Source organism: Pseudomonas abietaniphila, from assembly GCF_900100795.1.
GTDB lineage: Bacteria > Pseudomonadota > Gammaproteobacteria > Pseudomonadales > Pseudomonadaceae > Aquipseudomonas > Aquipseudomonas abietaniphila.
In genome coordinates, this window is sequence record NZ_FNCO01000006.1 from 238,936 (window position 1) to 265,615 (window position 26,680).

The 26,680-nt window shown below is 58.8% G+C and carries 31 protein-coding genes and 2 pseudogenes; 15 read left to right on the plus strand and 18 right to left on the minus strand.

Annotated features, from left to right (window positions below; all coding sequences use genetic code 11):
- Nucleotides 1-273: 273 nt before the first annotated feature.
- Nucleotides 274-1,053: pseudogene (locus BLS87_RS35205) on the plus strand (PAS domain-containing protein); the annotation flags it as partial.
- 102 nt (nucleotides 1,054-1,155) lie between these two features.
- Nucleotides 1,156-1,593: pseudogene (locus BLS87_RS35210) on the plus strand (methyl-accepting chemotaxis protein); the annotation flags it as partial.
- A gap of 134 nt (nucleotides 1,594-1,727) precedes the next feature.
- Here the strand turns inward: BLS87_RS35210 and BLS87_RS13900 are convergent.
- The 7 genes from BLS87_RS13900 to BLS87_RS13930 form a co-directional block, all read right to left on the minus strand.
- The gene (locus BLS87_RS13900) at nucleotides 1,728-2,165 is read right to left on the minus strand and encodes a nucleoside deaminase (protein ID WP_074753060.1); all 438 of its coding nucleotides are present in this window, start codon (nucleotides 2,163-2,165) and stop codon (nucleotides 1,728-1,730) included.
- Between the two features lie 58 nt (nucleotides 2,166-2,223).
- Nucleotides 2,224-2,742: a hypothetical protein gene (locus BLS87_RS13905; protein ID WP_074753061.1), complete on the minus strand. Its 519-nt coding sequence runs from the start codon at nucleotides 2,740-2,742 to the stop codon at nucleotides 2,224-2,226.
- 106 nt (nucleotides 2,743-2,848) lie between these two features.
- A complete protein-coding gene (locus BLS87_RS13910) occupies nucleotides 2,849-3,397 on the minus strand; it encodes a GNAT family N-acetyltransferase (RefSeq protein WP_074753062.1) in 549 nt (182 codons plus the stop codon).
- A 527-nt stretch (nucleotides 3,398-3,924) separates the two neighbouring features.
- Entirely contained in the window at nucleotides 3,925-4,938 is a 1,014-nt protein-coding gene (locus BLS87_RS13915) for an ABC transporter substrate-binding protein (protein WP_074753063.1), read from the minus strand.
- A 60-nt stretch (nucleotides 4,939-4,998) separates the two neighbouring features.
- Nucleotides 4,999-5,508 carry a sigma-70 family RNA polymerase sigma factor gene (locus BLS87_RS13920; RefSeq protein WP_074753064.1) on the minus strand — a complete coding sequence of 170 codons (510 nt, stop codon included), beginning with the start codon at nucleotides 5,506-5,508 and terminating at the stop codon, nucleotides 4,999-5,001.
- 98 nt (nucleotides 5,509-5,606) lie between these two features.
- On the minus strand, nucleotides 5,607-6,383 hold the full coding sequence (locus BLS87_RS13925; protein ID WP_074753065.1) for a phosphate/phosphite/phosphonate ABC transporter substrate-binding protein: 777 nt from the start codon (nucleotides 6,381-6,383) through the stop codon (nucleotides 5,607-5,609).
- Between the two features lie 15 nt (nucleotides 6,384-6,398).
- Complete coding sequence (locus BLS87_RS13930) at nucleotides 6,399-7,340, minus strand: fatty acid desaturase (RefSeq protein WP_074753066.1); 942 nt, start codon at nucleotides 7,338-7,340, stop codon at nucleotides 6,399-6,401.
- A gap of 119 nt (nucleotides 7,341-7,459) precedes the next feature.
- Between BLS87_RS13930 and BLS87_RS13935 the strand changes: the two genes are divergently transcribed.
- A complete protein-coding gene (locus BLS87_RS13935; RefSeq protein ID WP_074753067.1) occupies nucleotides 7,460-7,861 on the plus strand; it encodes a GNAT family N-acetyltransferase in 402 nt (133 codons plus the stop codon).
- Between the two features lie 165 nt (nucleotides 7,862-8,026).
- On the opposite strand, the gene def is transcribed toward BLS87_RS13935, so the two are convergent.
- From def to BLS87_RS13950, 3 genes are all read right to left on the minus strand, one after another.
- The gene (def, locus tag BLS87_RS13940) at nucleotides 8,027-8,566 is read right to left on the minus strand and encodes a peptide deformylase (protein ID WP_074753068.1); all 540 of its coding nucleotides are present in this window, start codon (nucleotides 8,564-8,566) and stop codon (nucleotides 8,027-8,029) included.
- Between the two features lie 60 nt (nucleotides 8,567-8,626).
- On the minus strand, nucleotides 8,627-9,676 hold the full coding sequence (locus BLS87_RS13945; RefSeq protein ID WP_083370681.1) for a YihY/virulence factor BrkB family protein: 1,050 nt from the start codon (nucleotides 9,674-9,676) through the stop codon (nucleotides 8,627-8,629).
- A 243-nt stretch (nucleotides 9,677-9,919) separates the two neighbouring features.
- A complete protein-coding gene (locus tag BLS87_RS13950; RefSeq protein WP_062391020.1) occupies nucleotides 9,920-10,111 on the minus strand; it encodes a CsbD family protein in 192 nt (63 codons plus the stop codon).
- Nucleotides 10,112-10,362: 251 nt separating this feature from the next.
- On the opposite strand from BLS87_RS13950, the gene BLS87_RS13955 reads away from it, so the two are divergent.
- Complete coding sequence (locus BLS87_RS13955) at nucleotides 10,363-10,743, plus strand: hypothetical protein (protein WP_074753069.1); 381 nt, start codon at nucleotides 10,363-10,365, stop codon at nucleotides 10,741-10,743.
- 111 nt (nucleotides 10,744-10,854) lie between these two features.
- Here the strand turns inward: BLS87_RS13955 and BLS87_RS13960 are convergent, their stop codons facing one another.
- Both BLS87_RS13960 and BLS87_RS13965 read right to left on the minus strand, forming a co-directional pair.
- Nucleotides 10,855-11,256, minus strand: a complete 402-nt coding sequence (locus BLS87_RS13960) for a DUF2177 family protein (protein WP_074753070.1) — start codon at nucleotides 11,254-11,256, stop codon at nucleotides 10,855-10,857.
- Nucleotides 11,257-11,394: 138 nt separating this feature from the next.
- Nucleotides 11,395-12,231 (minus strand): CvfB family protein, encoded by an 837-nt coding sequence (locus BLS87_RS13965; RefSeq protein WP_074753071.1) that lies wholly within the window; start codon nucleotides 12,229-12,231, stop codon nucleotides 11,395-11,397.
- Nucleotides 12,232-12,611: 380 nt separating this feature from the next.
- Here BLS87_RS13965 and BLS87_RS13970 point away from each other — a divergent pair, with 380 nt between their 5' ends.
- From BLS87_RS13970 to BLS87_RS13985, 4 genes are all read left to right on the plus strand, one after another.
- Nucleotides 12,612-12,791 (plus strand): hypothetical protein, encoded by a 180-nt coding sequence (locus BLS87_RS13970; RefSeq protein ID WP_037012170.1) that lies wholly within the window; start codon nucleotides 12,612-12,614, stop codon nucleotides 12,789-12,791.
- Nucleotides 12,792-12,980: 189 nt separating this feature from the next.
- Nucleotides 12,981-13,466 carry a hypothetical protein gene (locus tag BLS87_RS13975; protein WP_074753072.1) on the plus strand — a complete coding sequence of 162 codons (486 nt, stop codon included), beginning with the start codon at nucleotides 12,981-12,983 and terminating at the stop codon, nucleotides 13,464-13,466.
- Between the two features lie 159 nt (nucleotides 13,467-13,625).
- Nucleotides 13,626-14,369 (plus strand): TorF family putative porin, encoded by a 744-nt coding sequence (locus BLS87_RS13980; RefSeq protein ID WP_074753073.1) that lies wholly within the window; start codon nucleotides 13,626-13,628, stop codon nucleotides 14,367-14,369.
- A gap of 63 nt (nucleotides 14,370-14,432) precedes the next feature.
- Nucleotides 14,433-15,302 carry a DUF6279 family lipoprotein gene (locus BLS87_RS13985; protein ID WP_074753074.1) on the plus strand — a complete coding sequence of 290 codons (870 nt, stop codon included), beginning with the start codon at nucleotides 14,433-14,435 and terminating at the stop codon, nucleotides 15,300-15,302.
- Between the two features lie 156 nt (nucleotides 15,303-15,458).
- Here BLS87_RS13985 and BLS87_RS13990 read toward each other — a convergent pair whose 3' ends face one another.
- A complete protein-coding gene (locus tag BLS87_RS13990; protein ID WP_074753075.1) occupies nucleotides 15,459-15,869 on the minus strand; it encodes a transcriptional regulator in 411 nt (136 codons plus the stop codon).
- A 182-nt stretch (nucleotides 15,870-16,051) separates the two neighbouring features.
- Between BLS87_RS13990 and BLS87_RS13995 the strand changes: the two genes are divergently transcribed.
- Entirely contained in the window at nucleotides 16,052-16,327 is a 276-nt protein-coding gene (locus BLS87_RS13995) for a hypothetical protein (protein WP_074753076.1), read from the plus strand.
- Nucleotides 16,328-16,425: 98 nt separating this feature from the next.
- Here BLS87_RS13995 and BLS87_RS14000 read toward each other — a convergent pair whose 3' ends face one another.
- On the minus strand, nucleotides 16,426-17,778 hold the full coding sequence (locus BLS87_RS14000) for a DEAD/DEAH box helicase (RefSeq protein WP_074753077.1): 1,353 nt from the start codon (nucleotides 17,776-17,778) through the stop codon (nucleotides 16,426-16,428).
- Between the two features lie 178 nt (nucleotides 17,779-17,956).
- On the opposite strand from BLS87_RS14000, the gene BLS87_RS14005 reads away from it, so the two are divergent.
- Nucleotides 17,957-19,228 carry a mechanosensitive ion channel family protein gene (locus BLS87_RS14005; protein ID WP_074753078.1) on the plus strand — a complete coding sequence of 424 codons (1,272 nt, stop codon included), beginning with the start codon at nucleotides 17,957-17,959 and terminating at the stop codon, nucleotides 19,226-19,228.
- 78 nt (nucleotides 19,229-19,306) lie between these two features.
- Here the strand turns inward: BLS87_RS14005 and BLS87_RS14010 are convergent, their stop codons facing one another.
- Entirely contained in the window at nucleotides 19,307-19,543 is a 237-nt protein-coding gene (locus tag BLS87_RS14010) for a hypothetical protein (RefSeq protein WP_074753079.1), read from the minus strand.
- Between the two features lie 421 nt (nucleotides 19,544-19,964).
- A complete protein-coding gene (locus BLS87_RS14015; RefSeq protein WP_074753080.1) occupies nucleotides 19,965-20,201 on the minus strand; it encodes a hypothetical protein in 237 nt (78 codons plus the stop codon).
- Between the two features lie 294 nt (nucleotides 20,202-20,495).
- Here BLS87_RS14015 and BLS87_RS14020 point away from each other — a divergent pair, with 294 nt between their 5' ends.
- The gene (locus tag BLS87_RS14020; protein ID WP_074753081.1) at nucleotides 20,496-20,711 is read left to right on the plus strand and encodes a hypothetical protein; all 216 of its coding nucleotides are present in this window, start codon (nucleotides 20,496-20,498) and stop codon (nucleotides 20,709-20,711) included.
- Nucleotides 20,712-20,741: 30 nt separating this feature from the next.
- Here BLS87_RS14020 and BLS87_RS14025 read toward each other — a convergent pair whose 3' ends face one another.
- A complete protein-coding gene (locus BLS87_RS14025) occupies nucleotides 20,742-21,341 on the minus strand; it encodes an FMN-dependent NADH-azoreductase (RefSeq protein ID WP_074753082.1) in 600 nt (199 codons plus the stop codon).
- Nucleotides 21,342-21,502: 161 nt separating this feature from the next.
- Nucleotides 21,503-21,817, minus strand: a complete 315-nt coding sequence (locus tag BLS87_RS14030; protein ID WP_074753083.1) for a 3-phosphoglycerate kinase — start codon at nucleotides 21,815-21,817, stop codon at nucleotides 21,503-21,505.
- A gap of 50 nt (nucleotides 21,818-21,867) precedes the next feature.
- Between BLS87_RS14030 and BLS87_RS14035 the strand changes: the two genes are divergently transcribed.
- The 4 genes from BLS87_RS14035 to BLS87_RS14050 all read left to right on the plus strand — a co-directional run bounded on the left by BLS87_RS14035 (nucleotide 21,868) and on the right by BLS87_RS14050 (nucleotide 26,590).
- Entirely contained in the window at nucleotides 21,868-22,794 is a 927-nt protein-coding gene (locus tag BLS87_RS14035) for a LysR family transcriptional regulator (RefSeq protein ID WP_074753084.1), read from the plus strand.
- 167 nt (nucleotides 22,795-22,961) lie between these two features.
- On the plus strand, nucleotides 22,962-23,744 hold the full coding sequence (locus BLS87_RS14040; RefSeq protein WP_074753085.1) for an alpha/beta fold hydrolase: 783 nt from the start codon (nucleotides 22,962-22,964) through the stop codon (nucleotides 23,742-23,744).
- A 263-nt stretch (nucleotides 23,745-24,007) separates the two neighbouring features.
- The gene (locus tag BLS87_RS14045) at nucleotides 24,008-24,565 is read left to right on the plus strand and encodes a peptidylprolyl isomerase (RefSeq protein WP_074753086.1); all 558 of its coding nucleotides are present in this window, start codon (nucleotides 24,008-24,010) and stop codon (nucleotides 24,563-24,565) included.
- A 165-nt stretch (nucleotides 24,566-24,730) separates the two neighbouring features.
- Entirely contained in the window at nucleotides 24,731-26,590 is a 1,860-nt protein-coding gene (locus BLS87_RS14050) for an ABC transporter ATP-binding protein (protein ID WP_074753087.1), read from the plus strand.
- Nucleotides 26,591-26,680 lie beyond the last annotated feature (90 nt).

Below are 26,680 nucleotides of genomic sequence, written 5' to 3' on the forward strand. Positions count from 1 at the left end.
AAGTCAGGCGCCCCTTATGGATTTCCCGGCACACTTCGCTCATCCGCAACCATTTATCGCTTCGACAACCATCAGACGATCGGCCCGTCTGTTGTCGAAACGCCCGTACCCGCTCTGCCACACTGCATTGAGCACTTTGCGCCACTGCACCCTGCCAACCGATGTCATACCGCCATGACTCAAGCTCGCCTTTAAACAGTCGACTCTTGTAACAGCCCATCAAGGAAGACGGTCACTTTGACCGCGCTTCGCAATCAGTGAGGTAGGTGGCAGATGTTCAATTCACACCGCAAAGCCGTCGAAGCCGAATTGCAGGTCTCCACCGCTGCTTTGTGCCAATCGAAGGCCAAGCTGGCGGCGATCAGCCGTTCGATGGCGATGATCGAGTTCTCGCCCGACGGCATCATCCTGGATGCCAACGAAAAGTTCTGCCTCGCCATGGGCTACCAGCCCGGCGAACTGGCGGGCAAACATCACCGCATCTTTTGCGAAAAAGCGTTCTGCGACAGCGAAGCGTACGGCAAATTATGGCGTGATCTGGCCCGGGGTGAACCCCTGTGCGGGACGTTCATGCGCCTGGATAAATCAGGGCGCGAGATCTGGCTGGAAGCGAGTTACATGCCGGTCTTCGACACTGACGGCAAGGTACAGAGCGTGATCAAGGTCGCCGCCGACATCACCGTTCGCTCGCAGAGGGATCACGAAAACCAGAGCATGATCGATGCGATCAGTCGCTCCATGGCAATGATTGAATTCAGCCCGGACGGCCGGATCATGACCGCTAACGAGAACTTCCTGAAGACCATGCATTACTCGCTTAGCGAGGTCGTCGGCCAGCACCACAGTCTGTTCTGCACGCGAGCTGAAGTCGAGTCGCCGTCCTACAAGGCATTCTGGGCGTCGCTCAACCGCGGCGAATACCACTCTCATCGCTTCGAGCGGGTGAACAAACTGGGCGAGACGGTTTACCTGGAAGCCACCTACAACCCGTTATTCGATGCCAAAGGCCGTTTGTACAAAGTGGTGAAGTTCGCCAGTGACATCACCGAGCAAGTGACGGTGCAGCGTTGTGCCGCCACCACCGCCCACGACACGTCGGTGCGCACCGACGCCTGCGCACAGAAAGGCTCCAGCGTGGTGCAGCAAACGGTGGAAGTGATCGAGCAGATTTCCGTCGACCTCAACGAAGCGGCCCGCAGTATTGATGCCGTGAACAAACAGTCGGAAATCATCGCGACCATCGTGCAGACCATTCGCGGGATTGCCGACCAAACCAACCTGCTGGCCCTCAACGCCGCCATCGAGGCCGCGCGCGCAGGCGAACATGGACGCGGTTTCGCGGTGGTTGCCGACGAAGTGCGAGGCTTGGCAGCGCGAACCAGCAAGGCCACGGTCGAAATCGTCGACGTGGTCAGGCAGAACAACGAACTGGCGAAAAGTGCGGTGTCGAGCATGCAATCCAGCCTGAGCCGAACGGGCACCGGGGTGGAACTCGCCAACGAGGCCGGCGAGGTGATCCTGGAGATTCAGCAAGGCTCACGGCATGTGGTAGACGCGATCAGCCAGTTCAACTCAACGTTGCGGATTGATTAAGCGTCGATAAACACAACCACTGTGGGAGCGAATTCATTCGCGAGAGGCAGGTATACACGACACACCTCTATCGTCTGAACCACCGCATCGCGAATGAATTCGCTCCCACGGAACCTGAGCCAATATTTCAGGGGTTACTCCCCGATGTCCTCATTCCACAGCTCGGGCTTGTCGGCGATGAACTGCTTCATCAGGCCGATGCAGGTCGCGTTGTGCAGCACGTCCACCTGCACACCGCGCGAGCGCAGCAGGTCTTCTTCGCCCATGAACGTCTGGTTTTCACCGACGATGATCTTGCGAATGCCGTACAGCAGGATGGCGCCGCTGCACATTGCGCAGGGAGAAAGCGTGGTGTACAGCGTGGCTTCGCGGTAGACCTTCGCGGGCTGGCGGCCAGCGTTCTCGAAGGCGTCCATCTCACCGTGCTTGATCGCACTGCCTTCCTGAACCCGGCGGTTATGCCCGCGGCCGATGATCTTGCCGTCGTGCACGATCACCGAACCAATGGGAATCCCGCCCTCGGCCAATCCCTTCTGCGCTTCTTCAATGGCGGCCTGCATGAATGGGTCCATGGTCTCTCCTTCCCGTTGGTTCACAAAATTCAGCCCCGAATCCACGGGGCGTGCGGCGCTAAGGCTTGGCTTTTTTCAGCGCATTGTCCAGTGCCGTGGACACATAGACCTTGAGCAGCTCGCTGGAGCGGCCCTTCATGTCCATGCCGACGTCACGTTGTTTGCTGCGAAATTTATTCGCGATGTCCTGCGGGGGATCACCGACGTTGAGCGCGGTGAGTTCTTCAGGCGTAAACGATGCTGCATAGGCCGCCGCCAGGTTGCGGTCCCACTCTTGCTGATACTGAGGCTGCAAATACTGCAGCTCCTCCTGAACGATTTCCTGGGCCTTGGTACGCCCCACGGTCTCGACGATCGTGGTGAACGTCACGGTGCGCGACGCCACCTGATAGCCCAGCCAGCCGAGGCTCTCACCCAAATGCCGATCCTGCACGAACGCAAGCGCGCTGGGCGGAACCGGCGGGACCGGAGCGGCTTCGGCGGCCAGTGCAAAACCGGGCGCCTCCAGCAGCAGGCTCAGCAGTAGCCCTGCTGCCACATTCAACATCATCAACGCAGTCGATCTGCGATATCCCATGTCCTCTCCCCGGCGACTTTATCTGTGTGATCAACTCATTGACTGCGGGTGACGCTAGCAGTTGAGCAACGGTTTGCCACTCGGCGAGGCGGACAACGCGTGGCCATCAACCTCTCACGGAAGGCCGCGCCGACCATTGCTGCGCATTCATGCGGTAGATCCTGACGCCCTGCCGGTGGTACTGACTGTGGATGTAGCCACTGAACCCCAGCTTCTGGATGACGTTGACCGACGCGACATTGGCGGGCTGGACAATGGCGATCAGCGAATCGATGCCCACGGTGTCGAAACCATGGGCCAGCGCTCCCCGTGCCGCTTCGGTGCCCAGTCCCTTGCCCCAGAACCCTGACGCCAGCCGGTAGCCGATCTCGATTTCATCGGCGTCGTCCACGCGCTCTGCATTCAGACCGCAGAATCCGGCCAAGGTTGATGTCGACGTGTCCACCACCGCCCACGGCCCGAAACCGTGTTGACGATAGGACAGCCGACACCAGTCGATGAACTCACGCGTCGCCTGTTCCGACAACACGCCGCGCACGGAGTGACGCATGACCTGGGCATCACCCAGAATCTGCGCCAGAGCTGGAGTGTCGTCAGGTGTGAGCTCGCGAAGGATCAGGCGTTCGGTGTTAACGGAGGGGATAGGCGTGTTCATGATGGCGGGTCTCACGGTTGATCGAATGACCAGCCATGAGCATGGCGCAGGCCGAGGCGAGTCGCCAGTTTAAAGGTTCGCGGTGATCCTGCCCTCACACTGAACCTGTAGGAGCTGCCGGAGGTTACGACGGTGGCGAATGCGGTGGGACAGGTACATCGTCGCTGACCGACACACCTCATTCGCTGCCCTCGTAACCTCGGACGTCTCCTACACGTATGGCGTCGCACGTACCCTGTGATGGCGTCGCACATACCCTGTGGGAGCTGCCAGAGGTTACGACGGTGGCGAATGCGGTGGGACAGGTACATCGTCGCTGACCGACACACCCCATTCGCTGCCCTCGTAACCTCGGACGTCTCCTACACGTATGGCGTCGCAAGTACCCTGTGATGGCGTCGCACATACCCTGTGGGAGCTGCCGGAGGTTACGACGGTGGCGAATGCTTTATGCCTGACACAGCGCTTTCGCTACCTGCGTAACCTCACACCGCACCTCGCAGCGTGTGGGGTGGCCTGAAAACCGGTTACAGCCCCGCCGTCACCTTCTTCGCCACATCGGCCGGGACCCACGCGGTCCAGATTTCCGGGTGATCTTTCAAAAAGCTTTTCGCCACGGCAGAGGGCTCCAGACGCTTCTCGCTCATTTCACCCAGCGTTTTGTTCAACTGGTCGATCGGCAGGTCCACCTTCTGGAAAAAACTCACCAGCTCCGGGTACTGCTTGTGAAACGGTTCCGACACGCCGATTGCCAGATGCGCAGCCAGTGAGCTGGAGCCGATCGGGTTGGGGTTGCTGGCGTCGGCCAGGGTTTTCCAGGCGGCTTCGTTAAACGGCGGCTCTTGCAGCTTGATCAGCTTGAAGCGACCCAGAAGCGGCGTCGGCGACCAGTAGTAGAACAACACCGGCTTGCCCCGGCGGATGGACGAAGCGATCTCGGCGTCCAGCGCCGCGCCCGAGCCTGTGCGGAAGTTCACGTAACTGTCGTTGAGCTTGTAGGCCTTGAGTTTCTGCGTGTTGACGATTTCCGAGGTCCAGCCGCTCGGGCTGTTGAGGAAGCGCCCTTTGTCCGGCGACTCAGGGTCCTTGAACACGTCTTTGTATTTAGGCAGGTCGGACACCGACTTCAGGTCCGGCGCCAACGGTTTGATGCCTTTCTCCGGGTCGCCCTTGATCACGAACTCCGGCACCCACCAGCCCTCGGTCGCGCCTTTGACGATATCCCCCAGGCCGTAGACCTTGCCTTCGGCCTCAGCCTTGACCCACGCCGGGCTGCGTCCGGCCCACTCTTCTCCGATCACCTGAATGTCGTTCTTGGCCAGCGCGGCCTCAAGGCTCACGGTGCTGCCGGGCAGTTTGTCGGTCGGATAGCCATAACCCTTCTCGACGATGGTGCGCAGGATTTCGGTGATCAGGCTGCCGCTTTCCCACGTGATGTCGCCAAAGAGAATCGGCGCCGTTTTTTCCGCACTGTGGGCTGCACCGGACAACGCGGACAATGCCAGCAGCGAAGCGCCGAGCAGGTGTTTGATCGAGGTCATTGTGGTCTCTCGTGGCTCAAGAATAGAAAAGGCTCAGTTGTGTTTAGCACAGCACACGCTTCATTCCAGACAAGCGCGCAGGCAACAGGTTTCAGCTTTATCGATGTAGTCGCTGACCGAGCGCGCTGAAATGCCCAGGCACTGCGAAATCTCAGGGTAGGTCATGCCGCTGCCACGGGAGAGCACGAAGGTCGTTCTGACCTTGGCGGGCAGGCGATTGAGTCGGCGGTCCAGACGATCAAGGAGTTGCAGGGCGGCGGTCAGGCTTTCAGGCGACGGCGCGTCATCGCACTCTTCCCACGACAGCGCATCGAGGTAATGTCGCTCCAGATCCCGCCGGCGCCAGCGCTGGTAAATCAGCCGCTTGGCGATGGTGGTGAGCAAGGCGCGAGGCTGTCGAATGGGGACGACGTTGGGTGAAGCCAACAGTTGAAGGAAGGTTTCGGACGCGATGTCTTCAACGCATTCACGCGAATCCAGATGACGCCGCAGACGGTCGCACAGCCAGGCGTAATGAAGCTCGAAGAGCTCGCTGAGGGTTTGGCGATGGGAGACGTCGGCACCGGACATGAGGGCTTCCCTTGGCATGGATGATAGTTCTGTCCGGCAGTCCGGTGGCGCCATGCTAACAAGGGCTTTTATGCAGTAAAAATATTTAAAAGCGATTCTTATAGCTCGAAATCGAATACCCCAGCCTCACACTCGTACTGCAGCAGCAGTTCGTAATCCGCCTCGGTTGCGGGTATCACCTCATCAATCGCCAATACTCGGGCGACATCTGGCAGGTCTTTCAGGGCCTGGTTCATTGCATGCCGAATCGCCTCTGCATCGCCCCCGAGGCGGGTGATGTAGGGCAGACACGGACCCTGTGCGGTACGGCCGATGACCTTGATGCCCGCCACTTCTTCACTCGCCTCTCTGGCCAAATAATCGAACGTTACGCTGTCGATGGCCGCCAGATCGCCCCTTCCCGCCTTGATCTCGGCGAGGCTGTTGCGGTGTCCGCCGGTCAATGACACGTGCGCGAAGAAGCGTCCGTCCGGTTGCAGAGGCGCCAAAGCGTGGCGGAACAGGTTCATGCCTGAGTTTGAATCGCGGGAATTGAGCAGGCCGTGACTGCCACGAAAGTCTTCAAGTTGCTGACGAGGGTCGTCGGATCGCGCCACGAGCAAGCTGCAATGATTGCCGCCAGCACTGTTGGGCAAGCGATAGACCGGGCGACCGACCACCTGCACCTGGCCGCGCAACGCGGTCATCAACGGGTAACCGCAGGTTTGCGTGATCAGCAATGACGGGGACAGCCACAGCTGCTTGAGGTCCAGCCCTTGCGCCTCCAGACGCTCTGCCGACAGCAACTCGAGGACCCGCGTCAGCCACGCCTCCTGGGCGGTCTGCACCCGTGGCGGCGCGACGTACATCCGTAATTCGGCGAAACCCTGAGACATGTTCGAGCACCGGCACTAGGTATGAGGATGTTGAGGACTGTCGATGGGACAAAAGCTGTAGCGCCGAAACAGTTCAGCATACCCAGGCACCAGAAAACCACCGCTGCGTGCCAGCCATTGCTCACGCCGCGCGCGATAAACGGCCGGGATGTGATACCAGGCCAACCCCGGCAAGTCGTGATGCACCAGGTGCAAATTGAGGTTGAGGAACAACCACCGCCACGGCCACGACGCCTCGTTGATCACCGTGCGCTGCTCCGGATGCTCGCTGGGGCGATGCTCGTAGTACGAGCGTACCATCGAGATCGCCAGCGCGGGCACGGTGATCAGCAGCAGGTAATGCAGGCTAGAAAAAACGCTGTAGCGCGCGATGAAGGCAAACATCAGGATCAGGAAAACCCCGTGGGTGGACCACATCCACCAGGCTTGGCGTTCGCCCTTCAGAAGCCGCCGGGACTCTCCCCTGATCAGGCTGCCAAGCGCCAGCGGCACGCCAAATACCAGACGTCCCGGCGGTGTTTTGTCGAGCCAGCGCAGCACGCGCATCACAGGGCCGGTTTTCTGCCACTTCAACTGGCTGAGGTAGCGGCTTTCCGGGTCGAGTCCCGGCAGGGTCAGGTCTTCATCCCGGTGATGCTGCAGGTGCGTGTCGCGGTACAGCGTGTACGGGTACCAGACCGCGAACGGTGCGTAGCCCAGCAGCTTGTTCAGCCATAGGTGGCGAGTGGGATGACCATGAAGCAGTTCGTGCTGCAGCGACATCCACAGCACCGTCAACGGAATCATCAGCGTCGTGGTGGGCCAGGTACCGAGCCGTGGGCTCAGCAATAACAGGGTTGGCCAGGCGATGTAGACCCCGATCAGCAATGTCCACGTCGGCCACTCCGTGCGGCCGGTGAACTGCGTGCGCAGATGGACGATGTCATCACGCTGGGCGTCATCAAGGTAGTGAGGCATTGCGGGTTCCTGCGTGCTGGCTGCTAACCCTCTGTGCAACGACGCAGGAAAATCTTGTAGATCGATTGGTTATGACGGTAGAACGTAAGCCCGAATGCCCAGCCTGAACCCGGTCCGTCATGCAGTATTACCCCGTCCCCGATCTTCAACGCCCGCTGGTGGACAAGTTCTACCGCGCGCATCGCTCGTCCATGCGGGGCAAGGGCGAGGCAACGCTGTGGGTCGCGAAGGACGGCGAGATCGTGGGCGCGCTGAACCTGACGCCCATGGCCGGTGGGCACTGGCTGACAGGCGTGTTCGTGGCGCCGTCCCGGCGCAGAGCGGGTGTCGCCGGGCACATGATCAATGCGGCGCTCGGCGAGATGGAAGGTCCGGTCTGGTTATTCTGTGACCCTGAACTCAGCGGGTTTTATCAGCGCCTCGGGTTTGTCGCGACAGAACACCTGCCGGCCGAACTGACCGGTCGCCTGATGCGCTATCGGCAGACCAAAACCTTGATCGCGTTGGTCCATCAACGCTGACCCGGCTTAGATCCGTTTGCGCACTCGACCGAACCAAATGTGTGATCCACCGCTGAATCCCGCGTGCTAGCCTCGCCCATCACCTTTTGCCATTGATGTAGCGCGTGTGCGGCCTTGGCTGCCGGCGGCAGAACGAGTCCCGCAACTCAAACGCTCGCGCCCTCTTCAATCGTCCGCATTCGGGTCCATGTCGGGGAACAGCACTTCGGTGAAACCAAAGCGGCTGAAGTCGGTAATGCGTGACGGGTACAGACGGCCGATCAAATGATCGCATTCGTGCTGAACCACGCGCGCATGAAACCCCCGGGCGATGCGTTGAATGGCCTTGCCGTCCGGGTCGAACCCTTCGTAGCGGATGTGCTCGTAACGCTCCACCACGCCACGAAGGCCTGGTACCGACAGACAACCTTCCCAGCCCTCTTCGAGCGTCGGTTCAAGCGGCGTGATCAGCGGGTTGAGGAGAATGGTCTGCGGCACGGCTTCCGCTTCCGGGTAACGCTCACTGCGCTCGAATCCGAAAATCACCAGTTGCAGGTCAACGCCGATCTGTGGCGCGGCCAACCCGACGCCGCCGACACTGCGCATGGTTTCGAACATGTCGTCGATCAGGGTTTTCAGCTCATCGGAACCGAACATCGACTTCGGCACAGGCGGCGCGACGCGCAGCAGGCGTTCGTCACCCATCTTGAGAATTTCACGAATCATGGAAGGACCTTTTGAAGGGACGGATGCGCCGTACAGACGCGCATCCTGCCACAGTATCGATCAGGTTTTGTCGGTCTTGAGTGGATGCAGATGCGGGTCGTAATCGTGGTCATGACTCTGATCGCCGTGATCACTGTGGTGGTCGATGTAGTCCCGACTGTGATCGCGCCCCAACCCTGACACATGCTTTTTCTGACCCGCTGGCACCTCGGTGCCCGGCTCGGCGTCGACACCGCCGTCACCAGCGACCTTCTCGCCCTTGTCCTTGCCCTCTTGGGACATATGCTCGATCACCGCATTCATCTCCGCGCCCAACAGCAGCACCGATGCGGAAATGTAGAAATACAGCAGCAGCACGATGATCGCACCGATGCTGCCGTACATCGCGTCGTAGTTGGCGAAGGTTTTCACGTACCAGGCGAACGCCAGCGAGGCGACGATCCAGACCACGACGGCCAGCACCGAGCCGGGTGTGATGAAGCGAAATTCCTGCTCAACATCGGGCATGACGTAATACATCATCGCCACCGAAACCATCAGCAGCAGGATGATCACCGGCCAGCGCAGGATGGTCCACAGGGTCACGATGAAATCTTCCATGCCGATCTGCGCCGCCAGCCAGCCCATGACTTGAGGGCCCAGGACCATGAGCGCTGCGGCCGCCAGCAGCATGCCAGCAAAGGCGATCGTGTATAGCACGGACAAGGGAAGACGCTTCCACACCGGACGCTCTTCGACCACGTCATAGGCGGCATTCATCGCGCTCATCATCAGGCGCACACCGGCCGACGCACTCCAGAGCGCGATGACGATACCAATCGACAGCAAGCCGCCCTTGGATTGCTGGAGCTGATCGATGACCGGGTTGACCTGGTCCAGCGCCTGCGGCGGCAGCACCAGTTCGGACTGCAGACGCAGCCAGCTGAAGAAGTCAGGCAGGTGAAGGAAGCCGATCAGGGCGATCAGGAACAGCAAAAAAGGAAACAGCGAGAACAACGTCTGATAGGCCAACGCCGAGGCGTACGTCGACATCTCGTCGTCGAGAAACTCTTTGACCGTTCTGACCAGCACCGTTCTGAAACGTAGCTGGCGCAAATCCGGGAATATCATGGCGTCTCCTTTCGCGACGTAGACGTATCTGAAGCACATTTACCTATACGAGCGGGCAAACGCTTTGAAATTCCGTATGCCCGCCACACCGGGCCGGCTTTTTACATTGAGTTAAGCACTTTTGCCATGGCCGACACGTTTCCAACCATTTTTGGCCGGACACAATAACGGCCATCACTGGATGGCCGCTAGAGGTCACGCTGTGCTCGCCAGAGGTGCCTTACACCTCAAGCGCCCAGGCCATCAGGCCTTGTCGACGCCTTTTTTGACGGCATCTTTGGTCTTGCCGACCGCTTGCTGCGCTTCGCCTTTGAGCTCTTGTGCCTTGCCTTCCGCACGCAGTTTGTCGTTGTCAGTCATTTTGCCGACACCTTGCTTGACGTTGCCCGCTGCTTCGTTGGCCATGCCTTTGACTTTATCGCCCGTGCTGCTCATAAGAATTCTCCAGGGTAATAATCGGTGTCATAACCTCGACGTAAAGATTGACTGGCGGCTGTTCCCGAGAGTTTCAAATATTTTTCGAGCGGTGAGGGGGCAGGTGTAACGGCGCTTTTCATCGCACGGCTGCCTCGCACCGACAGTTTTGGCTTTATGTTTGCCCGACAACCTCGGAGAATGCGCGGCCGAGCCGGACGGTGCCTATCATGCACCCACGGGTTCAACAGATTCTGATCCACAGGAACGCTATGAAAATCGACAAGCAGCAAGCCATTGCGCGTCGCAATGAGCAACTGGGTGGCGCCGTACTGGGCACCAATAACACCCACTTCGCCGTTCTGGACCCCAAGCGCAACATCTGGTGGTTCGACCTGCCCGTGAGCCGTCTCGCGGTGGGCCAGTACGAATGGCTGCACCTGCTGCTGCACACGCCAAGCACCGACGAATTGATTCACTTGAAAGTGACCACCAAGTTCCTGCGCGAGCAGAAAGACGGCGTGGTCATTCGCAATGAAGGCAAACGCAAATCGACCGTCAGCCTGGAGCTGTCGGCAGACAAGGATTCGTACCTCAAGGACATGCGCCCGAACGGCGCGAACCTGAGCTTTGCGGCGTTTGTGCAGAAATAGCCTTCCGCAAAGTCTGTAGGAGCGCGCTTGCCCGCGAACAAGAGGGGCTGCATCCAATTCGCCGGATGACACGACGCAATCGCGGGCAAGCGCGCTCCTACACAGGGCTCATCAACCGAGCTTGCGGCTCACCCAATACCCCACCGCCCCCGCCACACCCGATGCAAACGTCCCCCACGCCCAGTCCACCAGTGCGAGTTGCGAAGGCCAGCCCTGCAAGGTCGCCCAATTGGTGAGGTCGTAGGTGCCGTAAGCCATCAGCCCCAACAGCGCGCTGTAGCCTGCCGCATATCGCAGGCTTGCACGCCCGACGCCCGGCAATACGCCGATCAGCACGATGCCGACGATATAGATCAGGTAAAACAGTACCGCTGGGAAGATCACCGGTCGCGCCAGCATCAGAGGCCCGAGCCAGTCGCGGTAGGTCGGCCCCATCAGCACGCCCAACCAAAGACCGTCGAGCACCAGGAACGCAAGAAGCGTCGGCAGATAAGCGCTGAGAAATCGTTTCATGAAAAAAGCCCCGAAGTCCGCATGGTCGCGTACCGGAAGGCACGCTCAAGGCTGTGACCCTGCGTCATCGCCGATAGCTGCAAAAAGCGTTGCACTTTTTACCCGGCGATAACGCTGGCTCAGGTCAAATCAGGTCCGTCACACCAACTCGATACGGTCGGCATGAATCACAATCTGCCCCTGCTTGTACAACGCGCCAATGGCCTTCTTGAAGTTGCCCTTGCTGACGCCGAACAGGTTGCTGATCACGGCCGGGTCGCTCTTGTCGCTCACCGGCAACACGCCGTTGTTCTCACGCAACTTGCCGAGGATCTTGGCGTTAAGGCTGCTGGACAGTTGTTCGCCCACCGGCTGCAGGCTCAGGCTGATGTTGCCGTCGCTGCGCACTTCCTTGATGAAGCCCTTTTCCTGTTTGCCCGAACGCAGGAACTTGAACACTTCGTTCTTGTGGATCAGGCCCCAATGCTTGTTGTTGATGATGGCCTTGAAGCCCATCGCGGTTTCTTCCGCCACCAACAAGTCCACTTCCTGACCGACCGTGTAGTTGGCCGGCACCTTGTCCAGATAGCGGTCCAGGCGCGTGGTCGCGGTGATGCGGCGGGTGTGCTTGTCGAGGTAGACATGCACCACGCAGTAATCACCGGCTTTCAGCGGACGCTTTTCTTCGGAGTAAGGCAGCAGCAGGTCCTTGGGCAAACCCCAGTCGAGGAAGATGCCGATGCTGTTGACTTCGACCACTTTAAGACTGGCGAACTCGCCCACCTGAACTTTCGGTTTTTCAGTGGTGGCAATTAACTTGTCGTCGCTGTCCAGATAAATAAAGACGTTGAGCCAGTCTTCATCTTCGCTGGGAATATCTTTGGGGATATAACGATTGGGCAGCAATATTTCGCCGTCCTGCGCCCCGTCCAGATATAAACCGAAGTTCGTGTGTTTTACCACTTGCAAACTGTTGTAACGCCCGACTAAAGCCATGTCCAGATACCCTCAATGCGTGGGCGGCATTCTACCCGAGTTTGCCGTCGGGTTGCCGCTCGCGCGCACGCCGTTTTCAAGCACTGTCTGGATGCCTTGAAAATCAAGGCTTTGGTGAACGCTCAACCTTCAGGACAGCTGTACGAAGGGCCATTCGTCAGGTGACACGGCGGATATACAAAGATATTTTCAGGCAATTTCGACCACCGAGGGCGCAGCCGTTGGCAATTAAAACAGGCATTTAGCCGGGATTTTTGCGAAATGATTTGCGTCTTCAGGATAAATCGGTCTATGGTCCGCACGGATATTTACCAAGCAATTCTCCTCACATTCCGATAAGATGGCCGGCCGTATTAATTTTATATAGGTCAATAGCAGCCATGCGTGTAAAAGCATCCAACTCGAAAGCCAAGCCAGCTCCTGCCGTTGAGACCAGCGATTCGATCAACGCACAAATTGCGGCTTTCCTGAAATCCGGTGGCGAGATTCAACAGATCGCCAAAGGCGTCAGCGGCCAGACCTTCGGCCCTTCGAAACAGATCTCCCTCGGTAAAAAGTAAATCTTTCTCCGCCTGCGCGGTCGACATCCAGGCGCTTTGATCACAAAGCGCCAGGTCCATCGCCCCTTCGCTCCATCAAAGCTCTGCTTTACTGTCTGCTGATAGACCCTCGTCCCAGTCTCGTGCTGGCGTGTCGACAGATCAGACAGGACGATGCCCTGATCACTGGACGTCTTTGCGGAAACCGATATGAAAAAATGGATGTTCTTCGGCGCCTTGCTTTGTCTTGGCCTGGGCGGTTGTGCAACACACGGGTGTGACACCTCGGCGCCAGGCAGCCCATGCCGGGCGGACTATCTGCTTTATCAGAACGACATGCTTCAGGCCAAACTGCTGATCAATGAGCGGCGTGAAGAGAACTACGAGCTGGCCAGTGCCCTGCTCAAACGCGCAGCGAAGCAAGACGCCACCGGAGAGGCCGAGTTTTATCAGGCGGTGCTGCTGATTCGGCTCGGCGCCGATGAACATCAGGTCAACGACATGCTGAAAGAATCGGCAGATCGCAAGTATCCGTTGGCCATCGCCCTGCTCGCCGAGCGGACCGCCACGCGGGATCAGGAAAAAGCACTGATCTACCGATCGCAGTACGACGAACTGGACGTCGCCAAGAGCGGCTATCCCTCGTTTGCGCAGGCGCTGATCGTGGTCAACAAGCTGGTCGCGCGCAACAAGTGATCGCAAGGTTCACATTTTCTGTGATGAATCGACCAGCGGTCGATTCATCACCGCATTCGCCGGTATGCTTGCGGGGCTCTAGCTCGCGGTTCTTATCCGGCCTCCGCCTGACGATATGACACCTTGGATCCACTCCTCTGAAACTGAAAGGAGTGACGCATGCCTTATGCTCGCTGTTTTTCGCGTTATACCGGCGCCGTGCTTGCCTGCGCCGTGGCGGTGCACCAGCCTGCCCATGCTCAAGTGATAGAGCGCGAACTGGGCGACTTCAGCCTCAAACTCGGCACGACGCCGAGCCGCTCGATGGCTCAGGGTCTGGTGACGCCGGGCAATGGTGACTCTGCCTTCCATGGCGGGCTGGACCTGACCCACGACAGCGGTTTCTACTTCGGTCAGTGGTCGCCCAGTGCTGGTCTTTCGCCGGACACCAACCTTGAGGTCGACTCCTACATGGGCTTCAAAAAGCCCTTCGACAAAACCTTGGGCTATGAGCTTGGCGTCATCCGCTACAGCTACCCCAACACCGATCAGATCGACAGTCACGAGCTGTACGCAGGCTTCCGCATTTTCGACAGCCGCATCGGCACTGCGGTGAGTACTGACGCAGGGCGCCAGGACAGCACCCTGTTCCTGGACCTGGGCGGCCTGCCGTACCTGGGGCTGGACGTACGCATGCAATACGGCAACCACCAACTCGACTCGCCGACCTTCATCGACGGCGGTGGCGCTATCAGCGCCTACAACGATTGGTCCTTTAACATCTCGCGCCCCTGGCTCGGTATGGACATGAACCTGATGTACAGCGGCTCCAGCCTCACGGGCGCCGATTGCAGTGCCTACAGCGGGCACAACAGCCAGTGCGAAAGCGCGGTGACGCTGAAGGTCGTGCGCTCGTTTTTCTGATGGGCTGAACTGGCATGACATCGCTGGCTCTATAACTGGGAGACAAACCGGCAAGGAGCTGTCATGCGCAACGTGTTAAGGACCTGCACCTCACTGTGGCTTGGATTGCTGTTGATCACCGGCTGCAGCCAGATAGGCCTCACGTACCGGCATCTGGATCTGATCATTCCGTGGTCGCTCAACGACTACCTGGACCTGGACGCCACCCAGAAGGACTGGCTCAACGAACGCCTCAAAGAGCACCTCAGCTGGCACTGCAGCACGCAGATTCCCGATTACCTGACGTGGCTCGATCGTCTGCAGGGCATGGTTGAAACCAATAAAGTCAACGAGGCCCAGCTCAAGGCGCGCACGGCCGAAGCACGACAGGCCATCGCCACCATTTCCCAGGAAATCACCCCGTCCGCCGTCGAATTGCTGCGCCAGCTGGATGACCAGCAAGTGGCGGAGATGGAAGCTGCGTTCGCCAAAGACATGCGCAAACATGAGGCCGATTTCGTCGACCAACCACTGGATCGGCAAGTCAGCGATCGCGCCCAACGCATGGAAAAACGCCTGAGCCCGTGGATTGGCAAACTGAGTCCGGCCCAGAAAGACCGGGTGATGCAATGGTCGACCTCACTGGGCGAACAGAATCGCTTGTGGACCGATAACCGCGCGCACTGGCAGTCGTTGCTGGTGGACGCCGTCAAACAGCGACAGCAACCGGGTTTCGATCAGAAGATTGCGAAGCTGTTGCAGGATCGCCAGACCTTCTGGACCCCGGAGTATCGTCAGGCGTATGACCATACCGAACAGGCGGCGATTTCGCTGATCACCGACCTGGTGGCACAGAGCTCGCCGGAACAGCGCCAAAAGCTGCTGGAAAAGATCGCAGACGTTCGAAAGGACTTCACGAACCTGAGCTGCTTGAAGGGGCTTAAGAAAGCGTAAAGCGGGACGCCTCCCTACAGGACTGAGGTCTGGACACAATTGCGTGCATCAACCTGTTCCGCGTAGGAGACGTCCGAGGTTACGAGGGCAGCGAAGGCGGCGTGTCATTCACCGTTTGAAGTGCTGACCTGACGCATTCGTCAGGACCAGCCTCGATCAAGCCACTTGCGCTTTGGACGACACCTCATCAAACGTATCCGGATCCAGCGCATCGGCTTGTTCATCCAGCACCTGCCGTGGGTGGTCATTGCCGGGGATGCTGCTGTCGATCATCGCCAGCAAGCTTGAGCCACGAGGGGTCAGCACGAAGTTTTCGCCATTGCCGCCCTCCTCTTGCGGCCTCGACTCAATGAACCCGCGCTTGAACAACAACGCTTCAAGGTCCGCGGCCTCCATTTTCAGGGTGTCCAGATTGCCCGTGCTCTCGCCCTCGGCCGCTTTCGCAGCGGCATGTTCTTCGGCGTATTTGCGAGGAACGAAAGGCTTATCGGCGCTGTTCTGGACTTCATGCAACAGGCGCTCGATCAAGTCCCAGTCATAGCGTGTGTTGTCGGATTCAGCAGACATAGTCCAACCTCCAGGAAGGAAAGGGGTGACCCGTGACGTCCGGTCTTCGGGCTTCACGCTCTTGAGGTGTGACCGGCCGCAACGCCGCCCGTTCAGCCCACGGGCCCAGCGGTCGAATGATGAACTTTTGCCTCGCACACGCCCTCCATTTCAATAAGCCCGCAATGGATACAGAGGCAATCATGAAAACCCTGATGAGCATCACCGCAGCCGTGACGCTGCTGGCGGCGTTACCGGTCTGGGCTTGCACGCCTGAGGAGGCGCAGGCCAAACGGGAACAGCTGGCGCAAGAGGTGCAGAAACTGACCCAACAGAACCCCGCGAAGGCGAAGGAGTTGAATCAGGAGATCAAGGACATGCAACTGGAAACCGCCAGCAAGGACCTGCCGGACAAATGCCAGCTGATCGATCAGCGGTTGAAGGAGATGGATGAAGCGGCGAGGAAGGCAGAAGGCTAGATCAAACTGACTGATGTAGGAGCGCGCTTGCGGCAGGCCTGATTAATCGTTGCCCACTGACAGAATGCAATCGCGGGCAAGCGCGCTCCTACACGTCTTTATTCCGAGACAGGCGGACGGATGACGCGCTTCTTCAGCGGTGCCAGACCATCCTGGCTCACCAACGGATCGGCCTTCGGACGGTTCACCGTCTTGCGTTTGGTCGGGCCCTTGGCGGCGGTTTTCTTCTTGTCGCCCTTCTTGTCACCTTTGCCGTCGGCCTTTTTCTTCTTCACACCTACGGCTTTGCCGGATGCCTTGACCTTCTTCGGCCCGGTGTAGGTGCCTTTGACTTCCTTGATGGTACGGCGCTCGAACTTCTGCTTGAGGTAGCGCTCGATGCTGGACATCAGGTTCCAGTCACCGTGGGTGATCAGGGAGATCGCCAGACCTTCGCCGCCCGCACGGCCGGTACGACCGATGCGGTGAACGTAGTCATCGCCGGTGCGCGGCATGTCGAAGTTGATGACCATGTCCAGACCATCAACGTCCAGGCCACGGGCCGCGACATCAGTGGCCACCAGGATCTTCACGCCGCCCTGCTTCAAGCGATCGATCGCCAGCTTGCGGTCCTTCTGGTCCTTGTCGCCGTGCAGGACGAACGCCTTGTACTCCAGCGCAACCAGACGGCCATAGATGCGGTCGGCCATGGCGCGAGTGTTGGTGAAGATAATGGCTTTCTGGTAGGTCTCGTTGGCCAGCAGCCAGTTCAACACTTGTTCTTTGTGAACGTTATGGTCGGCGGTGATGATCTGCTGGCGCGTACCGGCGGCCAGCTCGCTGACGCTGTTGACCTGCAGGTGCTGTGGATCTTTCAGCACCTTGGCGATCATTTCGCGCAGGCCCGAACCACCGGTGGTGGCGGAGAACAGCATGGTCTGCTGACGATTGGCACACTCGCCGGCCAGACGCTCGACGTCTTCGGCGAACCCCATGTCCAGCATGCGGTCGGCTTCATCGAGCACCAGCAATTCAACCTGCTTGAGGTCCAGGTTGCCGGCGTTCAGTTGTTCCAGCAAACGGCCGGGCGTGCCGATCAGGATGTCGGGCACCTTGCGCAGCATGGCGGCCTGAACCTTGAAGTCTTCGCCACCGGTGATCAGACCGGCCTTGATGAAGGTGAACTGGGAAAACCGCTCGACTTCCTTGAGGGTCTGTTGCGCCAGCTCACGGGTCGGCAGCAGGATCACCGCGCGAATGTCGACGCGAACCTTGGCCGGGCCCATTAGGCGATTGAGCATCGGTAATACGAAAGCGGCAGTCTTGCCACTGCCGGTCTGTGCCGTCACCCGCAGATCGCGTCCTTCCAGCGCCAGCGGAATGGCCGCTGTTTGCACAGGCGTAGGCTCGAGGAAATTGAGTTCGGCCACGGCTTTGAGCAGGCGTTCGTGCAGGGCGAATTGGGAGAACACGGGTGTTACCTCGGCGGAATACAAAAAAACAGTCGCATAGGTTACCGGTTTAAGCCGTGTTCGCCGAGTCTCTTTACCTCAAAGGGCCTATTTTGTTACGGGATTTACCCTGTGCAGCTTTCACTGGCGCAACAATGCTCTAATCGCGCCCCCTTTTTCATCAGGAGATCATGTGCCCATGGACACTCACTCACTCTGGCTGCGTGCCCAGGAACTCTGGGCCCTGCTCGAACACCAGCCGATGCTGCGCACGACCCTGGGTTTGCTGATCTTGCTGGTCGCCGCATTCGCCCTCGGGCGTCTGGTGCGTTTCATCGTTCTGTCCGCCATGAAGGCGCTCGGTCGTCAGCCGGCGCTGTTCTGGCTCAACGATTTTTTGCACAACAAAGTGTTTCACCGTCTGGCGCAGGTGACGCCGTCGCTGGTGATCCAGTTCGGGCTGAACCTGGTGCCCGAGCTGAACCCGGCCGCCAGCCATGTGCTGGGGAATGTCGCGCTGGCGTTCACCATCCTGTTCATGATGCTCACCGTCGGCGCACTGCTCAACGCCCTGCTCGACATCTACGCCCGCACCGAGCACGCCCGAACCCGCTCGATCAAGGGTTACGTCCAGCTGGCGAAGATGATCTTGTATGTGTTCGCCGCGATCATCATCGTCGCCACCCTGATTGACCGTTCGCCGCTGTTGTTACTGTCGGGCCTGGGTGCAATGTCCGCGGTGATCCTGTTGGTGTACAAGGACACGCTGCTGTCGTTCGTTGCCAGCGTGCAGTTGACCAGCAACGACATGCTGCGGGTGGGCGACTGGATCGAAATGCCTCAGGTCGGCGCCGACGGTGATGTGGTGGACATCACGCTGCACACGGTCAAGGTGCAGAATTTCGACAAGACGATAGTCTCCATCCCCACATGGCGCCTGATGTCCGAGTCGTTCAAGAACTGGCGCGGGATGCAGGCGTCAGGCGGGCGCCGGATCAAGCGCGCCCTGTTCATCGATGCCAGCGGCGTGCGGTTTATCGCCGAAGCCGAAGAGCAGAAGCTGACGCAGGTGCGACTGCTCACCGATTATCTGGGCCGCAAGAAAGCAGAGCTCAAGGCGTGGAACGAAGCGCAGGGCAATGTCGCCGAGCTCTCGGCCAACCGTCGTCGAATCACCAACATCGGCACCTTTCGCGCCTACGCGCTGGCGTACCTGAAGAGTCATCCGGACATTCATCCCGACATGACGTGCATGGTGCGTCAGATGGAAGCGACCGCGCAGGGCGTTCCGCTGGAAATCTACTGTTTCACCCGCACCACCAGTTGGGCCGACTACGAACGGATTCAGGGAGATATCTTCGATTACCTGTTGGCGGTGTTGCCGGAGTTTGGTCTAAGCCTGTATCAACAACCGAGTGGGACGGACATGCGGGTAGGGTTGGCGAGGTCGTCGAAAGACAGTGTCGCCTGACCGTTATTGTACGCAAACAAAAAGCCCGGCATCTGCCGGGCTTTTGCTGTGCGTTCAGGTCAGACCGAACTTGGCACGTTATTCGTAACGCTGATAGCTCGAACCGAACTCTTTGCGATTTTGCGCAACGATCACGGTGCTGGAAGATTTGCTGTCGAAAGGTTTAACCGCATCTTTACTGGCGACTTTGCTGTCCAGAACAGTGGCGCTGGAAGCATCGACGATAGCGCGCTGATACGTTTTTTCAGGACTGGCAAACGCCGAACCTGCAGCCAGAATGGAAAGTGCGAAACCGAAGGCGATGGACTTTTTCATGATTTAGATCTCCGCAGAACTGTTGGTAAGTTGGGTAATTCGTTTCGTTGGAGCTAAGTTAATGGTTGGCGGCGGTAATGAAAAACCACCCGTTGAAATATTCAACATCAGCGTCACTGATATCAGGCACCCGCTGCTCTAGCTCAATGATTTCGGGACGTTCAAGCCACAGCGAAACAGATTCGGGATTGCACAATACGGTTTACAGCAGGCGTATCGAGCAGCATTTCTCGGGGGTCGGGGCTACGTCTCGCGAATAAATTCGCTCCTACAGTGTTTCGATACACGGGTCGTAATATCGGCACTGTCGGCACGCGCTATTGTTATGGGTAACAGCCGTCCGGACGTTTTTCCCAGACAGCAAAAAGCCCGGCATTTGCCGGGCTTTGAGTGTGCGCTCAGTTAAGACTGAGCTGGCACATTACTCGTAACGCTGATAACTCGAACCGAACTCTTTGCGGTTCTCAGCCACGATGACAGTGCTGGACGATTTGCTGTCGAATGGTTTAACTGCATCTTTACTGGCGACTTTGCTGTCCAGAACAGTAGCGCTGGAAGCATCTACGAGCGCGCGCTGAGTTGTTTTCTCTGGACTGGCGAAAGCAGAACCGGCAGCCAGGATGGACAGTGCGAAACCGAAGGCGATTGATTTTTTCATGATTAAGATCTCCGCAGAACTATTAAGTAAGTTTGGTATTCGGTAAGTCGGTGATTCGTTTCGTTGGAGCCAATCTATTCGGTTGGCCGGCACATGAAAAACCAAGCTTGGGAATATCAAACATCACTCTCGATGATGCAGTCGTGCGGGGTGTCTAGCTCAAGGATTTCGGCGTTTTAACCCGTGTTTGGCGAGGCGCTCGACGGCTGATTCGGACGGAAAAACGTGATCAGTGAAGCGCATGAGTAGCTCGATTCGAAGCTTTCGAATCCGCTGACTGCTGTAGGAGCGCGCTTGCCCGCGATTGGCCGGTGCATTCAATACATCTATGTGGCGGTAACAATTATCGCGGGCAAGCGCGCTTCTACAGACAGCGTGCGCATCCAGCAGGCAATAAAAAACCCGATGACCCGGCGCAAGGTGGCGGGTCTATCGGGCGATGCACTCAGGAGCGTTTCAAGTGCCAAGGGAGAGTCGATGAACGCGAGAATGATCACGCGCCGGGATTAACGGACGATTAAGCCCCGGCGCTTCGGACCCTCAGGCCACTTGAGCGAGCTTGGCAACCGCCTGATTCAGGCCCTTCTCGGAGAAGTCGCCGCCCATGTTCAGGCCTTCAGCGTGAATGAACGTGACGTCGTGGATGCCGACAAAACCCAGTACCTGACGCAGGTACGGTTCCTGGTGGTCCGACGGGCTGCCGGCATAGATGCCACCGCGCGCGGTGAGGACGTAGGCGCGCTTGCCGGTCAGCAGGCCTTGAGGGCCCGTGTCGCCATATTTGAAGGTCACACCGGCGCGCAGCACGTGGTCGAACCAGGATTTCAGCGTGCTGGGAATCGCGAAGTTGTACATCGGGGCAGCCAGCACCACGACATCGGCGGCAACCAGCTCGTCAGTCAGCTCATTGGAGCGATCCAGTGCGGCCTGCTCAACCGGGCTGCGCTGACCTGCTGGCTTCATCCAGCCACCCAGCAGATCGATGTCCAGATGCGGGACCTGCTTGACCGCAAGATCACGCACGGTGATCTGGTCGGCAGGATGGGCCGCGCGCCATTGGCTGATGAATTGCTGAGTCAGTTGACGGGACACGGAGTCTTGCTGACGGGCGCTGCTTTCGATGATCAGGACGCGAGACATGGGGTGGGGGCCTCCAGCGAAATGGATGTAGATGAGTTCGATGGAGTGAAGGTTAAACGTGACTATATCGATTAAAAAGCGTAAAAAACTGCTTCTAAACATCTAATAATTTGTTTCATCGACAGAAGAACATTAGTCTCTTCTGTCACCTGATGGGCGAATTATTGCGGTTCACAGCTGAGCTTGATCCGCAGCTTGACGATCTCGCGGCTGAATTTGACGGTGACGTTACTGGTGCTTTTTGGGGCGATTTGCACACGACGCGTGCGCGGCGCCTCCGGGCCGTTGCTGAAGACCACCGTGCACTTGGCCGGAACATCGCCATAGTTGTTCACCGTGATATTGCCGATGTCGTAAGCGGTGTCATGGCTGTTGTAGTCGATTTGCACGCCGTTGATGTGCTTTTCCACATCGATCGGGTAGGCAAAGGCGCTCAGGGGCAGCATCGTCAGCAGCACACAACAGAATTTTTTCATACGGCAGTCCTCATTATTGGACTGCCAGCTTAGGACAACAGGAGCGAAAGATGAAAGCGCCCCGCGTGACCCTTGATCAATGGCGCACATTGCAGGCCGTGGTCGACCATGGCGGCTTTGCCCAGGCAGCCGAAGCCCTGCACCGCTCGCAGTCTTCGGTGAGCTACACCGTGGCCAGAATGCAGGACCAGTTGGGCGTGCCATTGCTGCGCATCGATGGCCGCAAGGCCGTATTGACCGAGGCCGGTGAGGTGCTGCTGCGTCGCTCGCGTCAATTGGTGAAAAACGCCAGTCAACTGGAGGACCTCGCCCATCACATGGAACAGGGCTGGGAAGCCGAGGTTAGACTGGTCGTCGACGCGGCTTATCCCAACGCCCGGTTGGTCCGCGCGTTGACCGCGTTCATGCCACAGAGCCGCGGCTGCCGGGTGCGCTTGCGTGAGGAAGTGTTGTCCGGCGTTGAAGAGGTCTTGCTCGAAGGCGTGGCGGACCTGGCGATCAGCGGATTCAATATCCCTGGCTATCTGGGCACCGAGATGAGCTCGGTGGAGTTTGTGGCGGTCGCCCACCCGGAGCACTCGCTTCACCAGATGCAACGCGAATTGACCTTTCAGGACCTGGAAAGCCAGTTGCAGGTGGTGATTCGTGACTCGGGCCGCAATCAGCCCCGGGACGTCGGCTGGCTGGGTTCCGAACAACGCTGGACCGTGGGCAGCCTGGCGACCGCGGCGACCTTTGTGAGCAGCGGTCTGGGTTTCGCCTGGCTGCCTCTGCACATGATCGAGCGCGAGATCAAAGAAGGCGTGCTGAAGATTCTGCCGCTGGACAAGGGTGGCAGTCGGCGTCCGACCTTCTACCTTTATTCCAGCAAGGACAAACCGCTGGGACCTGCTACCCAGATTCTCATCGAGCTGATACAGACATTCGACACCGCACCGCTGGATGCCGCATTCGCGGCGCCGCAGCAGGCGGTTTGAGGCCGCACGACCCGATGTACACAGGATGACTGTGGGAGCGAATTCATTCGCGAATGGCCGGTACATCCGACGCACGTCTATTGTCTGTACCGACCTCTCGCGAATGAATTCGCTCCCACAGGGGGCTCGTGCGCTCGGAAACCTCAGCCAGCACAAGGATGTAAACGATGCCCTACTTCGACCACGAAGGCTGTTCACTGCATTACGAAACGTACGGCCATGGCAGCCCGGTGTTGCTGGTCCACGGCCTGGGTTCGAGTGCTCAGGACTGGGAATACCAGATCCCTGCCCTCGCGGCGCATTATCAAGTGATCGTCGTCGACGTGCGCGGCCACGGGCGATCGGACAAACCCCGTGAGCGCTACAGCATTCCCGGCTTCAGCGCCGACATCGAGGCGCTGCTGGAGCATCTGCAACCGGGGCCGGTGCATCTGGTAGGCCTGTCCATGGGCGGCATGATCGGCTTTCAACTGGCAGTCGATCAGCCGCAATTGCTCAAGAGCCTGACCATCGTCAACAGCGCGCCTGAAGTGAAAATCAAACGCTTCGACGACTTCAAACAGTTCGCCAAACGCTGGTTGCTGGCCCGGGTGTTCAGCATGGAAACCATCGGCAAGGGCCTGGGCAAGAACCTGTTTCCCAAACCTGAGCAAGCGGACTTGCGAAACAAGATCGCCAGGCGCTGGGCGCAAAACGACAAACGCGCGTACCTGGCGAGTTTCAATGCGATTGTGGGATGGGGTGTGCAGGAGAAGCTTGCGCGAATAGTCTGCCCGGCATTGATTGTCACCGCCGATCACGACTACACGCCGGTTGCGCTGAAACAGGCTTACACCCGGCTGATTGCGAACGCAGAACTGATCGTCATCGAAGACTCCAGGCACGCCACACCGCTGGACCAGCCAGAAGCGTTCAATCGGGTGCTGCTGAGATTCCTTGGCGACCATTGAAAATCGTCAGCAAGCAAGTCCCCAACGGTCCGTGCAACGACACAAAACCTGTAGGAGACGTCGGAGGTTACGACGGCAGCGATTGCGTCAGGTCAGGCGCAGAGAACGTTCCTGGCATCACGCAATCGCCAGCAAGCCGGCGTCTGTACACTGAGCAGCGGCCGTACCGTTTGTGTGAACCGACCCCTGTCAAAATCGCCCCAAACGTGCTTCCCTTATGGCCTGTTTTTCGCAGTCGAAATCACTTTCAGGACATCTGCCCCATGCTGAAAAAAATCGCCCTCTCCGCCGCTGCCGTGCTGTTCGCCTCCAATCTGATGGCAGCCCCTGCTCCTCATGTGGTGCTGGACACCAGCCTCGGCCAGATTGAAATCGAACTGAACCAGGACAAGGCACCGATCAGCACTAAAAACTTCCTGACCTACGCCAACGAAAACTTCTACACCAACACCATCTTCCACCGCGTGATCCCGGGCTTCATGGTCCAGGGCGGCGGGTTCACGGCGCAGATGATGCAAAAGCCGACGGACGACCCGATCAAGAACGAAGCCGACAACGGCCTTCATAACGTGCGCGGGACCATCGCCATGGCGCGCACGTCTGATGTGAACTCGGCCACCAGCCAGTTCTTCATCAACGTCAAGGACAACGACATGCTCGACCACGGTGTGCGCGACTTCGGTTACGCCGTATTTGGCAAAGTGGTCAAAGGCATGGATGTCGTGGACACCATCGTCAACTCCCAGACGGCTAACAAAGGCGGCATGCAGAACGTGCCGGTCGACCCGATTCTGATCAAGTCGGTCAAAGTCGTGAACTAAGCTGATCAGGTGCAGGAAAGCCGGGCACTTGCCCGGCTTTTTACTTTTAGAAGCCAACAACGTGAATCAGTGCGAGCAATCGCGCCTTCACGCGGTCAGAACAAGGGACATTTTTTTCGGTCCCGCCACAAAGGAGAGCCCGCCCAAGCGTGGGCGTCATAGCCAATGCTCTATCGTCGTTTCGAAAAACTGATCGATATCTTCCGCGATGCGCCCACCGCCGCCCCACCCAACCAGGTCATGGCGTTCTACATCTATTACCTGCGCCAGGTCTGGCCCAGCTTCGTCGCCTTGCTCGTGGTCGGTCTGATCGGCGCGCTGATCGAGGTGTCGCTGTTCAGCTACCTGAGCCGCATCATCGACCTGGCGCAAGGCACTCCGAACCCCAACTTTTTCAGTGACCATGCCCTGGAGCTGACCTGGATGGTGGTCGTCGCCCTGGTCCTGCGGCCGATCTTCGTGGCCCTGCACGACCTGCTGGTGCACCAGACGATCAGCCCGGGCATGACCAGCATGATCAACTGGCAGAACCACAGCTACGTGCTCAAGCAGAGCGTGAATTTTTTCCAGAACGATTTCGCCGGGCGTATTGCCCAGCGCATCGTGCAGACCGGTAACGCCCTGCGCGACTCGGCGGTGCAGACGGTGGATGCCATGTGGCACGTGCTGATCTACTCGATCGGTGCGTTGGTGCTGTTTGCCGAAGCCGACTGGCGCCTGATGATTCCGCTGCTGAGCTGGATTCTCGGCTTCATTCTGGCGCTCTGGTATTTCGTGCCACGGGTGAAGGCGCGTTCGGTGGTCTCCTCCGATGCCCGCTCCAAACTGATGGGCCGCATCGTTGACGGCTACACCAACATCACCACCCTCAAGCTGTTCGCCCACACCAGCTCCGAGCAGCAATATGCCCGCGAAGCGATCAGTGAGCAGACCGAGAAGACCCAGCTCGCCGGCCGCGTCATCACCGAGATGGACACCGTGATCACCACGTTGAACGGAATCCTGATCGTCTGGACCACCGGCCTTGCCCTGTGGCTGTGGACCCAGTCGATGATTTCCGTCGGCGCGATTGCGCTGGCGACCGGCTTGGTGATCCGTATCGTCAACATGTCCGGCTGGATCATGTGGGTGGTCAACGGCATCTTCGAAAACATCGGCATGGTGCAGGACGGCCTGCAAAGTATTTCCCAACCGGTGGGCGTCACCGATCGCGACGCCGCGCCGAAGCTGTTGGTCAGCCGCGGCGAGGTGAAATTCGAGAACCTGGCGTTTCAATACGGCAAGGGCAAAGGCGTGATTCACGGCCTGAACCTGGACATCAAGCCGGGCGAAAAAATTGGTCTGATCGGACCTTCCGGCGCCGGCAAATCAACGCTGGTGAATCTCTTGTTGCGCCTGTACGACGTGCAAGGCGGCCGGATTCTGATCGACGATCAGGACATCGCCCACGTCGCCCAGGAAAGCCTGCGTTCGCACATCGGCATGATCACCCAGGACACGTCGCTGTTGCACCGCTCGATCCGCGACAACCTGTTGTACGGCAGGCCGAACGCCACCGAGGCCGAGTTGTGGGAAGCCATGCGCAAAGCCCGGGCCGACGGGTTCATTCCGCAGCTGACGGACTCCGAAGGCCGCACCGGCCTGGACGCGCATGTCGGGGAACGCGGCGTGAAGCTGTCCGGTGGTCAGCGCCAGCGGATCGCGATTACCCGCGTACTGCTCAAGGACGCGCCGATCCTGATTATGGACGAGGCGACCTCGGCGCTGGACTCGGAAGTGGAAGCTGCGATTCAGGAAAGCCTGGAAACCCTGATGGAGGGCAAGACGGTGATCGCCATTGCTCACCGACTCTCGACCATTGCGCGAATGGACCGGCTGATCGTGCTGGAGGACGGCCGTATCGCCGAGAGCGGCACCCACGCCGAACTGCTCGCGCACAAAGGGCTGTATGCGCGGCTATGGGCGCATCAGACCGGCGGGTTTGTCGGGGTGGAAGATTTCCCTGTGGCACCGCAGTCGTTGTAGACCTGTGATGGCTGGCCAGAAATCTCCGGCCAGCCGACAGCCCTGTAGCAGCCGGTTGGGCGCGGGCGGCGTTCCGACGAATGCGGTGGG

Bases quoted from the DNA above. Each gene is read 5' to 3' on its own strand.
- BLS87_RS13925 (WP_074753065.1), bottom strand. From the start codon at position 6,383: ATGTCTCAGGGTTTCGCCGAATTACGGATGTACGTCGCGCCGCCACGG.
- BLS87_RS14050 (WP_074753087.1), top strand. From the start codon at position 24,731: ATGCTCTATCGTCGTTTCGAAAAACTGATCGATATCTTCCGCGATGCG.
- BLS87_RS13910 (WP_074753062.1), bottom strand. From the start codon at position 3,397: ATGAACACGCCTATCCCCTCCGTTAACACCGAACGCCTGATCCTTCGC.
- BLS87_RS13960 (WP_074753070.1), bottom strand. From the start codon at position 11,256: ATGAAACGATTTCTCAGCGCTTATCTGCCGACGCTTCTTGCGTTCCTG.
- BLS87_RS14010 (WP_074753079.1), bottom strand. From the start codon at position 19,543: ATGAAAAAGTCCATCGCCTTCGGTTTCGCACTTTCCATTCTGGCTGCA.
- BLS87_RS13950 (WP_062391020.1), bottom strand. From the start codon at position 10,111: ATGAGCAGCACGGGCGATAAAGTCAAAGGCATGGCCAACGAAGCAGCG.
- BLS87_RS13995 (WP_074753076.1), top strand. From the start codon at position 16,052: ATGAAAACCCTGATGAGCATCACCGCAGCCGTGACGCTGCTGGCGGCG.
- BLS87_RS14045 (WP_074753086.1), top strand. From the start codon at position 24,008: ATGCTGAAAAAAATCGCCCTCTCCGCCGCTGCCGTGCTGTTCGCCTCC.
- def (WP_074753068.1), bottom strand. From the start codon at position 8,566: ATGATTCGTGAAATTCTCAAGATGGGTGACGAACGCCTGCTGCGCGTC.
- BLS87_RS13945 (WP_083370681.1), bottom strand. From the start codon at position 9,676: ATGATATTCCCGGATTTGCGCCAGCTACGTTTCAGAACGGTGCTGGTC.
- BLS87_RS13970 (WP_037012170.1), top strand. From the start codon at position 12,612: ATGCGTGTAAAAGCATCCAACTCGAAAGCCAAGCCAGCTCCTGCCGTT.
- BLS87_RS13985 (WP_074753074.1), top strand. From the start codon at position 14,433: ATGCGCAACGTGTTAAGGACCTGCACCTCACTGTGGCTTGGATTGCTG.
- BLS87_RS14015 (WP_074753080.1), bottom strand. From the start codon at position 20,201: ATGAAAAAATCAATCGCCTTCGGTTTCGCACTGTCCATCCTGGCTGCC.
- BLS87_RS13900 (WP_074753060.1), bottom strand. From the start codon at position 2,165: ATGGACCCATTCATGCAGGCCGCCATTGAAGAAGCGCAGAAGGGATTG.
- BLS87_RS14040 (WP_074753085.1), top strand. From the start codon at position 22,962: ATGCCCTACTTCGACCACGAAGGCTGTTCACTGCATTACGAAACGTAC.
- BLS87_RS13935 (WP_074753067.1), top strand. From the start codon at position 7,460: ATGCAGTATTACCCCGTCCCCGATCTTCAACGCCCGCTGGTGGACAAG.
- BLS87_RS13905 (WP_074753061.1), bottom strand. From the start codon at position 2,742: ATGGGATATCGCAGATCGACTGCGTTGATGATGTTGAATGTGGCAGCA.
- BLS87_RS13920 (WP_074753064.1), bottom strand. From the start codon at position 5,508: ATGTCCGGTGCCGACGTCTCCCATCGCCAAACCCTCAGCGAGCTCTTC.
- BLS87_RS13975 (WP_074753072.1), top strand. From the start codon at position 12,981: ATGAAAAAATGGATGTTCTTCGGCGCCTTGCTTTGTCTTGGCCTGGGC.
- BLS87_RS14025 (WP_074753082.1), bottom strand. From the start codon at position 21,341: ATGTCTCGCGTCCTGATCATCGAAAGCAGCGCCCGTCAGCAAGACTCC.
- BLS87_RS14030 (WP_074753083.1), bottom strand. From the start codon at position 21,817: ATGAAAAAATTCTGTTGTGTGCTGCTGACGATGCTGCCCCTGAGCGCC.
- BLS87_RS14035 (WP_074753084.1), top strand. From the start codon at position 21,868: ATGAAAGCGCCCCGCGTGACCCTTGATCAATGGCGCACATTGCAGGCC.
- BLS87_RS13980 (WP_074753073.1), top strand. From the start codon at position 13,626: ATGCCTTATGCTCGCTGTTTTTCGCGTTATACCGGCGCCGTGCTTGCC.
- BLS87_RS13965 (WP_074753071.1), bottom strand. From the start codon at position 12,231: ATGGCTTTAGTCGGGCGTTACAACAGTTTGCAAGTGGTAAAACACACG.
- BLS87_RS13930 (WP_074753066.1), bottom strand. From the start codon at position 7,340: ATGCCTCACTACCTTGATGACGCCCAGCGTGATGACATCGTCCATCTG.
- BLS87_RS14005 (WP_074753078.1), top strand. From the start codon at position 17,957: ATGGACACTCACTCACTCTGGCTGCGTGCCCAGGAACTCTGGGCCCTG.
- BLS87_RS13990 (WP_074753075.1), bottom strand. From the start codon at position 15,869: ATGTCTGCTGAATCCGACAACACACGCTATGACTGGGACTTGATCGAG.
- BLS87_RS13955 (WP_074753069.1), top strand. From the start codon at position 10,363: ATGAAAATCGACAAGCAGCAAGCCATTGCGCGTCGCAATGAGCAACTG.
- BLS87_RS13915 (WP_074753063.1), bottom strand. From the start codon at position 4,938: ATGACCTCGATCAAACACCTGCTCGGCGCTTCGCTGCTGGCATTGTCC.